Origin of the sequence: Micromonospora fulviviridis (assembly GCF_014648395.1) — a bacterium.
Lineage (GTDB): Bacteria > Actinomycetota > Actinomycetes > Mycobacteriales > Micromonosporaceae > Micromonospora > Micromonospora fulviviridis.
In genome coordinates this window covers 25,155-37,666 of record NZ_BMRA01000016.1, presented here as the reverse complement: position 1 = coordinate 37,666, position 12,512 = coordinate 25,155, and the positions used below count along the sequence as shown (strand labels likewise).

Annotated in this window: 10 protein-coding genes; 7 read left to right on the top strand and 3 right to left on the bottom strand. The window is 72.0% G+C overall.

Features of this window, described 5'->3' with window-relative positions; all coding sequences use genetic code 11:
• Window positions 1–89: 89 nt before the first annotated feature.
• Window positions 90–1,487: a MocR-like pyridoxine biosynthesis transcription factor PdxR gene (pdxR, locus tag IEY96_RS29915; RefSeq protein WP_189198153.1), complete on the bottom strand. Its 1,398-nt coding sequence runs from the start codon at window positions 1,485–1,487 to the stop codon at window positions 90–92.
• Between the two features lie 74 nt (window positions 1,488–1,561).
• Between pdxR and IEY96_RS29910 the strand changes: the two genes are divergently transcribed.
• Window positions 1,562–2,233 (top strand): dihydrofolate reductase family protein, encoded by a 672-nt coding sequence (locus IEY96_RS29910; RefSeq protein WP_189198152.1) that lies wholly within the window; start codon window positions 1,562–1,564, stop codon window positions 2,231–2,233.
• Here the strand turns inward: IEY96_RS29910 and IEY96_RS29905 are convergent.
• Window positions 2,211–2,987, bottom strand: coding sequence for a DeoR/GlpR family DNA-binding transcription regulator (locus IEY96_RS29905; protein ID WP_189198151.1), 777 nt, complete (start codon window positions 2,985–2,987; stop codon window positions 2,211–2,213). The genes IEY96_RS29910 and IEY96_RS29905 overlap by 23 nt on opposite strands.
• A gap of 38 nt (window positions 2,988–3,025) precedes the next feature.
• Window positions 3,026–5,035, bottom strand: coding sequence for a beta-galactosidase (locus IEY96_RS29900; protein ID WP_189198150.1), 2,010 nt, complete (start codon window positions 5,033–5,035; stop codon window positions 3,026–3,028).
• Window positions 5,036–5,314: 279 nt separating this feature from the next.
• Between IEY96_RS29900 and IEY96_RS29895 the strand changes: the two genes are divergently transcribed.
• The 6 genes from IEY96_RS29895 (at window position 5,315) to IEY96_RS29870 (ending at window position 12,500) form a co-directional block, all read left to right on the top strand.
• On the top strand, window positions 5,315–6,646 hold the full coding sequence (locus IEY96_RS29895) for an ABC transporter substrate-binding protein (protein ID WP_189198149.1): 1,332 nt from the start codon (window positions 5,315–5,317) through the stop codon (window positions 6,644–6,646).
• Between the two features lie 21 nt (window positions 6,647–6,667).
• On the top strand, window positions 6,668–7,624 hold the full coding sequence (locus IEY96_RS29890) for a carbohydrate ABC transporter permease (protein ID WP_189198148.1): 957 nt from the start codon (window positions 6,668–6,670) through the stop codon (window positions 7,622–7,624).
• A complete protein-coding gene (locus tag IEY96_RS29885) occupies window positions 7,621–8,532 on the top strand; it encodes a carbohydrate ABC transporter permease (RefSeq protein ID WP_189198147.1) in 912 nt (303 codons plus the stop codon). The genes IEY96_RS29890 and IEY96_RS29885 overlap by 4 nt, the downstream gene beginning before the upstream one ends.
• A complete protein-coding gene (locus IEY96_RS29880) occupies window positions 8,529–10,724 on the top strand; it encodes an alpha-galactosidase (protein ID WP_189198146.1) in 2,196 nt (731 codons plus the stop codon). The genes IEY96_RS29885 and IEY96_RS29880 overlap by 4 nt, the downstream gene beginning before the upstream one ends.
• A 126-nt stretch (window positions 10,725–10,850) precedes the next feature.
• A complete protein-coding gene (locus IEY96_RS29875; protein ID WP_229791983.1) occupies window positions 10,851–11,243 on the top strand; it encodes a YciI family protein in 393 nt (130 codons plus the stop codon).
• A 66-nt stretch (window positions 11,244–11,309) separates the two neighbouring features.
• A complete protein-coding gene (locus IEY96_RS29870; RefSeq protein WP_229791975.1) occupies window positions 11,310–12,500 on the top strand; it encodes an RNA polymerase sigma factor in 1,191 nt (396 codons plus the stop codon).
• Window positions 12,501–12,512 lie beyond the last annotated feature (12 nt).

Here is a 12,512-nt window from a genome sequence, read left to right as displayed (position 1 = left end):
GGCGCGCTCCACCGTGGAACGGGCCACGAAGGGCACCCTAACCTGGGCGGCTGTGAAGTGCCTGTGAGCGACAAGCGTTGGTTCCGGCCCTACCGCAGCAGGTCGGCGACGGCCGCGATCCCCCGTCTGATCGCGTCCCGGTTGACGGCTCCGAAGCCGAACACGATCCCCGGCGGCCCCGCACTGTTCACCGACCGGTACCGACCGAGCCCCTGCAACCCCACTGAGCGCTGCGCCGCCGCGTCGACCACCGCCGCCTCGTCGGTTCCCTCGGAGAGCAGGGCGACGGCGTGGAAGCCGGCGGCGAGGCCGGTCAGCTCGAGGTGGGGAGCGTGCCGGCCGATGGCTTCGACCAGTTCACCGCGCCGTCCGGCGTAGACACCACGCATGCGGCGCAGGTGGCGATCGAACCGGCCCGACTCCATGAGCCGGGCCAGGGCGAGCTGATCGAGTGTCGGCGAGCCACGGTCGCCGCGGTGCTTGTCCTCGGCGATCCGGTCACTGAGGTGCCGCGGAGCGAGCACCCACCCCAGCCGGAGGGCGGGAGCGAGCGACTTGCTGACCGACCCGACACTCACCACACGCTCCGCCGCGAGACCTTGGAGCGACCCGACGGCCTGCTTGTCGTAGCGGAACTCCGAGTCGTAGTCGTCCTCGATGACCACCCCGTTCGCCTGCGCGGCCCACTCCAGCAGTGCCCGCCGCCGCTCGGGCGTGAGGACGACCCCGGTCGGGGTCTGATGGGCCGGCGTGACGATGACCGCGGTCGCGTCCGTCCCGGCCAGGTCGTCGACCACCAGGCCGCCGTCGTCGACGGGGATGAAGACGGGGTTCAGACCCGCCCGGCGGACGAGTACGGGCAGGTCCAGGTGACCCGGGTCCTCCACCGCGACCGAGGTGGCGCCCGCCGCGCGCAGCGCGGCCAGGGTCAGGGACACACCCTGGGTGAACCCGCCGCAGATCACCACGTCGTCCGCGCCCGCTACCGCTCCGCGAACCCGTTGCAGGTACGAGGCGATCACCTCACGCAGTCTGACCGAACCTCGGGGATCGCCGTACCCCATCTCACGGGCGGCGGCCGTACGGCTCGCCTCCCCGCATGCCCACAACCAGTCGCGCGCCGGGAAACTGTTCAGGTCGGGGCGCCCCGGCACGAAGTCGATCTCCATCCGGGCAGCCGGGAGACGTTCCGGTGGCGTGACGGCGGTCGCCTGGGGGCGGAACGCGACCCGCGTCGACGAGCCACCGACGGCGCTCAGGTAACCCTCGGCCACCAACTGTTCATAGGTCGCCTGCACCAGGCCACGGGAGACACCGAGGTCCACCGCGAGCCGTCGCGACGACGGCAGCCGCTCGCCGGTGCGCAGGCGTCCCTCACGGACCGCCGTTCGTAGCGCGTTCTGCAGCTGCGAGCCCAGCGTCTCGGGGCGCTGACGATCGAGCTGCAGGAAGGTGTCCGGCGGCGAACCGGACCACTCGACTGCCACGGAACTGGACCTTACACAGGGCCACCCGGCCGGCCTAGCGTCGTGTCAACCGACATCGATCGAAGAGGACGACCATGACCAGCGCAGAGACCCCGCCACGAATCGACACCACAATCGGGCAGTTGGCGGAACCGGACCGACGGACCACCGCAGGCAAGGTGCTCTGGCACTTCACGATGTCGCTCGACGGGTTCGTGGCGGGGTCGGGACACACCATGGACTGGATGACGGGGCTCTCGGTGCGATCCGGCCTCATCGAGGAGTACGCCACGACGACCGGCGCCGTGCTGGGCGGTCGCGACGGCTTCGACGCGTACCCGGATGTCAGCGGCATCTACGGCGGATCGTGGCAGGGACCGGTGTTCGTCCTTACGCACCACCCGGAGGACGCGCAGGCCGCAGACGGCGTGACCTTTCTCAGCTGCGATGTCGCCGAGGCGGTCCGGATCGGGCTGGCAGCCGCCGGCGGCAAGAACCTCGAGGTCTTCTCGGCCACGATCGGCCGCCAACTTCTCGAGCGCGGACTGATCGACGAGATCGACCTGCACATCGCGCCGGTGCTGCTCGGCGACGGGATCCGGCTGTTCGACAACCCCGGCGGCGACCCCGTTCGGCTCACGCTGCTCGACGGCGACGATCCCGCGGCCGCGGTGAACGTGCGGTACCGCCCGGTCCGGGCAGGAAAGGGTCAGGTCCGCCGGCCAGGGACATCCGGGCCGGGTGCTAGTCGACGTCGACCACGATGAGCTCACCCACCTGCTCGCCGATCTGCCGGCGCCCGTCCGGCGGCAGCCCGGCGTCGGTGATGAGCAGGTCGGCCTCCTCCAGCGGGGCGATCGTGGCGATGCCGATGGTCTCCCACTTGGTGTGGTCGGCGAGCACGACGAGTCGCCGGGCCGCGCCGATGAGCCGCCGGTTGACCGCCGCCTCCAGCAGGTTCGGGGTGGTGAACCCGGTGCGCGGGCTCATCCCGTGCACGCCCAGGAAGAGCAGGTCGACGTTGAGCGCCGCGATGGCCGCCTCGGCCACCGGCCCGGTCAGCGCGTCCGAGGGGGTACGGATGCCGCCGGTCAGCACGACCGTCTGGTCGGGGCGCGGGTTCTGGTAGAGGGCGTCGGCGACCGGGATCGAGTTGGTGACCACCGTCAGCCCCCGGACGTCGGCCAGCCGGGCGGCCAGCGCGGCCGTGGTGGTGCCGGCGGAGAGCGCGATGGCCATGCCGGGCTCGACCAGGCCGGCGGCCCGCTCGACGATGGCCCGCTTCTCGGCCTGCTGCCGGATCGACTTGGCCGCGAAGCCCGGCTCCTCGGCCGAGCCGGGACCGGCCAGCGTCGCTCCCCCGTGGACCTTGTCGACGAGGCCCCGCTCGGCGAGCACCTCCAGATCCCGCCGGATCGTCATGTCCGACACCCCGAAGCGGCTGACCAGGTGACTGACCCGGACACCGCCGCGCTGGCGGATCAGCTCCAGGATGGCGCTCTGCCGTTGCTGGGCGAGCATGAGTCCTCCTTCGCGAGCAAGCGGCACGGTACGCGTGGTCAGACGGCCTCGGGATGGACCGCGGGCTCCTCCCGGACCACCGCCACCTCCCCCGCGCCGACCATCAGCTCGCCGTCGCACCGGCCGCCGCCGAGCAGTTCGGCGCCGGTGACCGCCAGCCGGGCCTCGGCGTCGGTGTGGTTGATGACGAACAGCCAGCTCCGGTCGGCGGACCGGCGGCGGACCACCTCCACCCCCTCCGGAGCGGTCGCCGCGGGCCGGACACCTGCCTCGGCGAGCAGCCGGGTGACCAGCCCGTCGGTGGCCGGCTGGTCGAGCCGGGTGCCGAGGTACCAGGCCGCACCCGCGCCGACCGCGTGCCGGGTCAGCGCCGGCACCCCGGGCAGCGGCCCGTCGGCGTACGCGGCGAGGACCTCGGCGCCCTCGGCGTGCAGCCACTCGGTCCACACGTCGGCGGTCGTGCCGTCGTCGAGGCGGACCGACTCGCCGGCCCGGAGCGGGAAGAACTCCTCGGTGCGTACGCCGAGCAGGTCGCGGAACGCGCCCGGGTAGCCGCCGAGCCGAATGTGGTCGTGCTCGTCGACGATGCCGCTGAAGTAGGTGACCAGCGCGGTCCCGCCCGCCTCGACGTACCGGCGGAGCGCGTCGGCGTCGGCGTCGCGGACCAGGTAGAGGGTGGGCGCCAGGACCAGCCGGTAGCGGGACAGGTCGGTGGACGGGTGCACCACGTCGGCGGTGACCCCGGCCCGCCAGAGCGCGCCGTGCAGCGCGGCGAGCCGGTCGGTGTAGGTGACGTCGACGCTGGGGTGGGAGTCGAGTTCGGCGCCCCACCAGGCCTCGTAGTCGAAGAGGATGGCCACATCGGCGTCGACCCGGCTGCCGCGTACCTCGGCCAGGGCTTCGAGGTCGGCGCCGAGGCGGCAGACCTCGCGGAACACCTTGGTGTCCGGGCCGGCGTGCGGCACCAGCGCGGAGTGGAACTTCTCGGCGCCGGCCCGGGAGGCCCGCCACTGGAAGAACAGCACCCCGTCGGCGCCGCGCGCCACGTGGGCGAGGCTGTTGCGGCGCAGCTGGCCGGGGGTCTTGGCGACGTTGCGCGGCTGCCAGTTCACCGCGCTCGTGGAGTGCTCCATGAGCAGCCATGGGTCGCCGCCGGCGACGCCCCGGGTGTGGTCGGCGGCGAGCGCCAGGCCGACCTGCGGCTGCGGGTCGGCGGCCGTCAGGTAGTGGTCGTTGGCGACCAGGTCCACGTCGGCGGCCCAGGAGTGGTAGTCGAGGTACTTGATGCCGGTGCCGATCATGAAGTTCGTGGTGACCGGCTGGATGGTGAGCCGGGTCAGCAGTTCCCGTTCGGCGCGCAGCTGGACGCGCTGCTCGTCGGAGGAGAAGCGCAGGAAGTCCAGCTGCTGGGTCGGGTTGGCGAAGGTGGGCGCGGTCCGCGGCGGGTTGACCTCGGCCCAGTCGTGGTAGCGCTGGCTCCAGAACGCGGTGCCCCAGGCGGCGTTGAGCGCGTCCAGGTCGCCGTAGCGCTCGCGCAGCCAGCGGCGGAACGCGTCGGCGCTGACGTCGCAGTAGCAGTGGACGTTGTGGCAGCCCAGCTCGTTGGAGACGTGCCACATGACGACGGCCGGGTGGTCGGCGTACCGGCCGGCGACGGCCTCGACGAGGGCGAGCGAGCGCTCCCGGAACACCGGTGAGCTGGGGCAGTACGCCTGCCGCCCGCCGGGCCAGAGGATGGTGCCGTCGGCGCGGCGGGGCAGCGTCTCCGGGTGCCGGTGGGCCAGCCAGGGCGGCGGGCTGGCCGTGGCGGTGGCCAGGTCGACGCTGATCCCGCCGTCGTGCAGCAGGTCGAGCGACCGGTCCAGCCAGCCGAACTCGAAGCGGCCGGGAGCGGGTTCCAGCAGGGCCCAGGAGAAGATCCCGACCGACACCAGGTTGACCCCGGCCCGGCGCATCAGCTCGACGTCCTCGGCCCAGGTCTCCTCGGGCCACTGCTCCGGGTTGTAGTCGGCGCCGTACCAGATGCGCTCGCCGTGCCAGTTCCGCATGACAGCAGAGGGTGCCCCCGAACGGCACCCAAGTCAACACTTTCCAACATCGACAGAGATTCCAACGTTTACCGCCGCATCCCCGTGTCACAACTGGGTTATCGCTGTCCTTCTGCCCTCTTGACAGCGCCGAACCAAGGGGTAGCTTCAACCGCCACCGGCTGTTTGTGTTCGGACATGTGGATTCACGGTGGATCTACGTCGGTCGACACGAACACCGATCCCCGCCACCCGTCACGGCCCTTGGGCGCAGCGCACCTCTTCCACGCAGGAGGCACAATGTCCCGTCCCCGCTCGCAAGCCGAGTACCTCGCCCGACTCGTACCCCCGTCCGTCGCCGGCCTGAACCGCCGCTCGCTGCTGGCCGGCGCGGCCGGCGCGGGCGCGCTGCTCGGCACGGGACTGCTCGCCGGCTGCGGATCCGACTCCGACTCCGGCGGCGCGGACGCCAAGACCGTGTCGCTCGGGTCGAACCAGTCCGACCCGAAGCCGAAGGACGTCATCGCCAAGGTGATGGACGGCTTCAAGACCTCGACCGGCGTGCAGGCCAACATCAACACGGTCGACCACAACACGTTCCAGGAGAACATCAACAACTACCTGCAGGGCAAGCCGGACGACGTGTTCATGTGGTTCGCCGGTTACCGGATGCGGTTCTTCGCCGCGAAGGGCCTGGCGGGCGACCTCAGCGACGTGTGGGGCAAGCTCTCCGGCTACTCCGACGCGTTCAAGAAGGCGTCCACCGGCGACGACGGCAAGCAGTACTTCGTTCCGGCCTCGTACTACCCGTGGGCGGTCTTCTACCGCAAGTCGGTGTGGCAGCAGCGCGGCTACCAGGTGCCCAAGACCCTGGACGAGCTGAACAACCTCGGCGCGCAGATGAAGAAGGACGGCCTGAACCCGATCGCCTTCGCCGACAAGGACGGCTGGCCGGCGATGGGCACCTTCGACATCCTCAACCTGCGGATCAACGGCTACCAGTTCCACGTCGACCTGATGGCTGGCAAGGAGGCGTGGACCTCCGACAAGGTCAAGAAGGTCTTCGACACCTGGGCCGGGCTGCTGCCGATCCACCAGCCGGACTCGCTGGGCCGCACCTGGCAGGAGGCCGCCCAGTCGCTGCAGCAGAAGAAGAGCGGCATGTACCTGCTCGGCCTCTTCGTCGCCCAGCAGTTCAACAACGACGAGCAGGACGACCTGGACTTCTTCACCTTCCCCGAGGTCGACTCGACCATCGGCGCGAAGGCCCTGGACGCGCCGATCGACGGCTACATGATGGCGCGCAAGCCGAAGTCCGAGACCGCGGCCAAGAAGCTGCTGGAGTACGTGGGTTCCAAGGACGCCGCGAACATCACCGTCAAGAACGACCCGAGCACCCTGGTCGCCAACACGGGCGCCGACACCAGCGGCTACACCGCGCTGCAGAAGAAGGCCGCGGAGCTGGTCGGCTCGGCCACCGAGATCGCCCAGTTCCTCGACCGCGACACCCGGCCGGACTTCGCCTCGACGGTGATGATCCCGGCGCTCCAGCAGTTCATCAAGGACCCGAAGGACATCAGCGGGCTGCTCACCAGCATCGAGAACCAGAAGAAGTCGATCTTCACCAGCTGACGGCGGAAGGGGGAGGACATCATGTCCGACCTGCCCCTGATCCAAGCGGATCGCGCCGTGCCGCCGCCGGCCGCGACCACCACCACGCGTGGTCGCGGCCGCCGGCTACGGCTCCTCTCCCGCACCGACCGCGTGGTGATCACGCTGATGGTGCTGGTACCCCTGCTGCTCGTCGTCGGCCTGGTCTGGCTGCCGGCGGCGGCGACCGTGCTGCTCTCCGGCACCGACTGGGACGGCATCGGCCCGCTGGGCGAGATCGACTGGGTCGGCCTGAAGAACTACGACGACGTGGTGAACATCTACCCGCCGTTCGTGCCTGCGGTGCAGAACAACCTGCTCTGGCTGGCCGCCCTCTTCGTGGTGGCCACCCCGTTCGGGATGTTCCTCGCCGTGCTGCTCGACAAGGAACTGCGCGGCAGCCGGTTCTACCAGACCGCGCTCTACCTGCCGGTGGTGCTCTCGCTGGCGCTGATCGGCTTCGTCTGGCAGCTCATCTACAGCCGCGACCAGGGCCTGCTCAACGCGCTGCTCGGCAGCCAGACCGACTGGTACGGCGACCCGAACGTGAACATCTGGGCGGTGCTCTTCGCCGCCGGCTGGCGGCACGTCGGCTACATCATGCTGCTCTACCTGGCCGGCCTGAAGGGCGTCGACCCGTCGCTGCGCGAGGCCGCCGCCGTGGACGGCTCGTCGGAGGCCAGCACCTTCTTCAGGGTGGTCTTCCCGGTGATGCGACCGATCAACATCATCGTGCTGGTGGTGACGGTGATCGAGTCGCTGCGCGCCTTCGACCTGGTCTGGGTCATCAACAAGGGCCGCAACGGACTGGAGCTGCTCTCCGCGCTGGTCACCCAGAACGTGGTGGGCGAGGCGAGCCGGATCGGCTTCGGCTCGGCGCTGGCGACCATCATGCTGGTCGTCTCCCTGGTCTTCATCACCCTCTACCTGTTCACCGTGATGCGGGAGGACCGGCGATGAGCAGCGCGACCCTGACCCGAGCGCCGGACACCTCGGCGCCGTCCACCCGCCGCCGGCCGCTGCGGCCGGCCCGGGTGGTCCTGCACGTCTTCCTCGCGGCCGTGGCGGTCGGCTGGCTCTTCCCGATCCTCTGGGCGGTGCTGACCTCGCTGCGCTCGTACGAGTACACGGCCAGCCACGGCTACGTGTCGCTCGGCGGCTGGACGCTCGACAACTACGTCACCGCGTGGCGGACCGCCGAGTTCGGCAAGCACTTCCTCAACTCGGTGTACATCACCGTGCCGGCGGTGCTGCTGACCCTGTTCCTCGCCTCCTGCGTGGCGTTCGTGATCGCCCGGTTCAGCTGGAAGCTCAACATCGCGCTGCTCGGCCTGTTCACCGCGGCGAACCTGCTGCCGCAGCAGGCCCTGCTCATCCCGCTGTTCCGGATGTTCACCGAGGTGCCGCTGCCGGCCTGGATGAGCGACTCGGAGCTGCTCTACGACAGCTACTGGGGGCTGATCCTGGTCAACGTGGCCTTCCAGTGCGGCTTCTGCGTCTTCGTGCTGAGCAACTACATGAAGGCCCTGCCGCACGAGCTGTACGAGGCGGCGATGGTCGACGGGGCGAGCGTCTGGCGGCAGTACTGGCAGGTGACCATGCCGCTGTGCCGGCCGGCCCTGGCCGCGCTGGCGACGCTGGAGGTGACCTGGATCTACAACGAGTTCTTCTGGGCCACCGTGCTGATGCGTACCGGCGACAAGTTCCCGGTGACCAGCTCGCTGAACAACCTGCGCGGCGAGTTCTTCACCGACAACAACCTCGTCTCGGCCGGCTCGGTGCTGGTCGCCATCCCCACCCTGGTCATCTTCTTCCTGTTGCAGAAGCAGTTCGTCCGGGGTCTCACCCTGGGAGCCAGCAAGGGATGAGCATCGTCCACCTGCGCCGCGCGCGGACCAGCCTGGTGCTCGACGCGCGCGGCCCCGGCCTGCCCCGGGTCGTGCACTGGGGCGCCGACCTCGGGCCGCTGCCCGCCGACGACCTGCCCGCGCTGGTCGACGCCACCGTCCCGCCCGTCGTGCCGAGCAGCTTCGACGCGCCGACCGTGCTGTCGTTGCTGCCCGAGGCGAGCGCCGGCTGGAGCGGCCGGCCCGGCCTGGCCGGACACCGGGACGGCCGGGACTGGTCGACCGCCTTCCGCCTCGACACGGTCGACGTGGACGACCCGCGTGGCGACGGCGGGGACGCGGTGCGCGTACCCGGGAAGGAGCGGGACCACGGCGGAGCCGGGGCCGCGCGGGTGACCGTGCGGGCCGCGGACCCGGGCGCCGGGCTGTCCCTGACCGTCGAGATCACCCTGAGCACGGCGGGGCTGCTCACCGTGCGGCACCGGCTGCGCAACGACGGCGACCGGCCCTACGAGGTACGCGAGCTGACGCCGGTGCTGCCGGTGCCGGCCGTCGCCGCCGAACTGCTCGACCTGACCGGGCGCTGGTGCCGGGAGCGCGCGCCGCAGCGGCACCCGTGGCCGATGGGCGCCTGGGTCCGCGAGGGGCGGCACGGCCGGACCGGGCACGACGCCACCCTGCTGCTGGTCGCCGGCACCCCCGGGTTCGGTTTCGGGCACGGCGAGGTGTGGGCCGTGCACACCGCGTGGAGCGGCGACCACGTCACGGTCGCCGAGCGCCGGCCGACCGGCGAGGCCACCCTCGGCGGCGGTGAGCTGCTCACCCCCGGCGAGATCCGGCTCGGCCCGGGCGAGGAGTACGCCACTCCCCTGCTGTACGCGGTGCACTCCGCCGACGGGTTGGACGGGCTCAGCGACGTGCTGCACACCCACCTGCGGGCCCGCCCGGAGCACCCGCGCGACCCGCGCCCCGTGACGCTGAACGTGTGGGAGGCCGTCTACTTCGACCACGACCTCGACCGGCTGAAGGGCCTGGCCGACCGGGCCGCCGAGGTGGGCGTGGAACGCTTCGTGCTGGACGACGGCTGGTTCCGCGGCCGGCGGCACGACCGGGCCGGGCTCGGCGACTGGTGGGTCGACGACGACGTCTGGCCGGACGGGCTGCAACCCCTCATCGACCACGTCCGCAAGCACGGGATGCAGTTCGGGCTGTGGGTGGAGCCGGAGATGGTCAACCCGGACTCGGACCTGTTCCGGGCCCACCCGGACTGGGTGCTCCAGGCGCCCGGCCGGCTGCCGCCGGAGTGGCGGCACCAGCAGGTGCTCGACCTGGCCCACCCCGACGCGTACGCGCACCTGCTCGGCCGGCTCGACGCGGTGCTGCGCGAGCACGACGGGATCGCGTACCTCAAGTGGGACCACAACCGGGACCTCACCGAGGCCGGGCACGCCGGGCGGCCGGGGGTGCACGCGCAGACCGTGGCGGTCTACCGGCTCCTCGACGAGCTGCGCGCCCGGCACCCCGGTCTGGAGATCGAGAGCTGCTCGTCCGGCGGAGCCCGGGTCGACCTGGAGATCCTGCGGCGGACCGACCGGGTCTGGGCCAGCGACTGCAACGACGCCCTGGAACGGCTCTCCATCCAGCGCTGGACCGGGCTGCTGCTCCCGCCGGAGCTGATCGGCACCCACATCGGACCGGAGCGCTCGCACACCACCCACCGGGTGCACGACCTCGGCTTCCGGGCGGTCACCGCGCTCTTCGGCCACCACGGCATCGAGTGGGACATCAGCGGGATCAGCGCGACCGAGCGGACCGAGCTCGCCGCCTGGGTGGCGCTGCACAAGCGGCTCCGCCCGCTGCTGCACGGCGGTCGGGTGGTCCGGGTCGACCACCCGGACCCGGCCGTGCAGGCCCACGGCGTGGTCGCCCACGACCGCTCCCACGCGGTGTACGCGGTTTCCCGGCTGGCCACCTCGGCGGCGCAGGTGCCCGGCGCGGTCAGGCTGCCCGGGCTGGATCCCGCGCGGCGCTACCTGGTCCGTCCGCCCGCCGGAGTGCCGGAGCCGGCGCTGCTGGAACTGGCCCCGCCGGGGTGGCTCGCCTCGGACGGCGGGGTGACGCTGAGCGGGTCGGTGCTCGGCTCGGTCGGGCTGCAACTGCCCGCCCTGCACCCGGAACAGGCGTTGCTGCTGGAGCTGACGGCGGCCGACTGAGCGTGCTCCGGGAAAATTTCTGGGAATTTCTCGGCGCGGATGTCGAGCGGCGGGGTGGCGGCTTCTACCGGAGGGTGGAAGCACCGACAATCGGTGCTCGGGCGTGAGGAGCCAACCGTGAAGTACATGCTGCTGATGCAGTTCAGCGCCGCCGGGACCGACTTCCCCTCGATCGACACGTGGACGCCGGAGGAGATCCAGGCGCACATCGGGTTCATGCGGGAGGTCAACGCGAAGCTGGCCGCGGACGGGGAGTTCGTGCAGGGCGAGGGCCTGGGCGGGCCGCAGCAGGCGCGGATCGTCCGGGCCGGCGAGAACGGCGCGCCGGTGGTCACCGAGGGGCCGTTCGCGGAGACCAAGGAGTTCCTGGCCGGCTGGTGGATCGTCGACTGCGAGACACCGCAGCGGGCCGTGGAGATCGCCGCGCACATCTCCACCGCGCCCGGGCCGGGCGGGCGGCCGCTGAACATGCCGATCGAGGTGCACCCCGTCATGTCGGCGCCGCCGCAGGAGCTCTGACCCCTGGGCGCCCCGGACCATACCGTCGAGGACCTGCTGCGCGAGCTGGCGCCGCAGGTCCTCGGCGTGCTCGCCCGCCGGTTCGGCGACTTCGCCACCGCCGAGGACGCCGTGCAGGAGGCGCTGCTCGCGGCCGCCACCCAGTGGCCCGTCGACGGGCTGCCGGACCACCCGCGCGGCTGGCTGGTGCAGGTCGCGTACCGCCGGATGATCGAGCTGGTCCGGGGTGAGGCGGCCCGCCGGGACCGGGAGGACCGGGCCGCCCGGCGCGGCGGCGACGACCGGCGGACCGCGCCGGCCGCCGACGAGCCGCTGACCGCGGAGCGGGACGACACCCTGGTGCTGCTCTTCCTCTGCTGCCACCCCACGCTGTCCACGGCGTCGGCCATCGCGCTGACCCTGCGCGCCGTCGGCGGGCTCAGCACCGCCGAGATCGCCCGTGCCTTCCTCGTCCCCGAGGCCACCATGGCGCAGCGGATCAGCCGCGCCAAGCAGCGCATCAGATCCTCCGGCCTGCCGTTCCGGATGCCGGCCGAGGAGGAGCGGCAGGCCCGGCTCGCCGCGGTGCTGCACGTGCTCTACCTGATCTTCACCGAGGGGCACACCGCGAGCCTCGGGGACGACCTGCGCCGGGTCGACCTCTCCGAGGAGGCGATCCGCCTGACCCGGGCCATGCACGCGCTGCTGCCCGGGGACAGCGAGGTGGCCGGGCTGCTCGCCCTGATGCTGCTCACCGAGGCCCGGGCCGCCGCCCGGACCGGCCCGTCCGGCGAGCTGGTCTCCCTGGCCGACCAGGACCGGTCCCGGTGGGACGCCGCCGCGATCGCCGAGGGAACCGCGCTGGTCACCAGGGCCATGGCGCGGGGCCCGGTCGGGCCCTACCAGGTCCAGGCCGCCATCGCCGCCCTGCACGACGAGGCGCCCACCGCGGAGCGGACCGACTGGCCGCAGATCCTCGCCCTCTACGAGGTGCTGGAGCGGCTGGCCGAGAGCCCGGTGGTGTCGCTCAACCGGGCGGTGGCGACCGCCATGGTGCACGGCCCGGCCGTCGGGCTGGACGCCCTCGCCGCGCTGGCCGCCGACCCCCGGCTCACCGACCACCACCGCCTCGACGCGGCCCGGGCCCACCTGTACGAGATGGCCGGCGACCGGGACGCGGCCGTGACGCACTACCGGGCCGCCGCCGGCCGCACCACGAGCCGCCCGGAACAGGAGTACCTGCGGATGCGGGCGGCCCGCCTGGCGAACCGGGGCTGACCGCCGCCGTAC

Bases quoted from the DNA above. Each gene is read 5' to 3' on its own strand.
- IEY96_RS29890 (WP_189198148.1), top strand. From the start codon at position 6,668: ATGTCCGACCTGCCCCTGATCCAAGCGGATCGCGCCGTGCCGCCGCCG.
- IEY96_RS29880 (WP_189198146.1), top strand. From the start codon at position 8,529: ATGAGCATCGTCCACCTGCGCCGCGCGCGGACCAGCCTGGTGCTCGAC.
- IEY96_RS29900 (WP_189198150.1), bottom strand. From the start codon at position 5,035: ATGCGGAACTGGCACGGCGAGCGCATCTGGTACGGCGCCGACTACAAC.
- IEY96_RS29885 (WP_189198147.1), top strand. From the start codon at position 7,621: ATGAGCAGCGCGACCCTGACCCGAGCGCCGGACACCTCGGCGCCGTCC.
- IEY96_RS29910 (WP_189198152.1), top strand. From the start codon at position 1,562: ATGACCAGCGCAGAGACCCCGCCACGAATCGACACCACAATCGGGCAG.
- IEY96_RS29905 (WP_189198151.1), bottom strand. From the start codon at position 2,987: ATGCTCGCCCAGCAACGGCAGAGCGCCATCCTGGAGCTGATCCGCCAG.
- IEY96_RS29895 (WP_189198149.1), top strand. From the start codon at position 5,315: ATGTCCCGTCCCCGCTCGCAAGCCGAGTACCTCGCCCGACTCGTACCC.
- IEY96_RS29875 (WP_229791983.1), top strand. From the start codon at position 10,851: ATGCTGCTGATGCAGTTCAGCGCCGCCGGGACCGACTTCCCCTCGATC.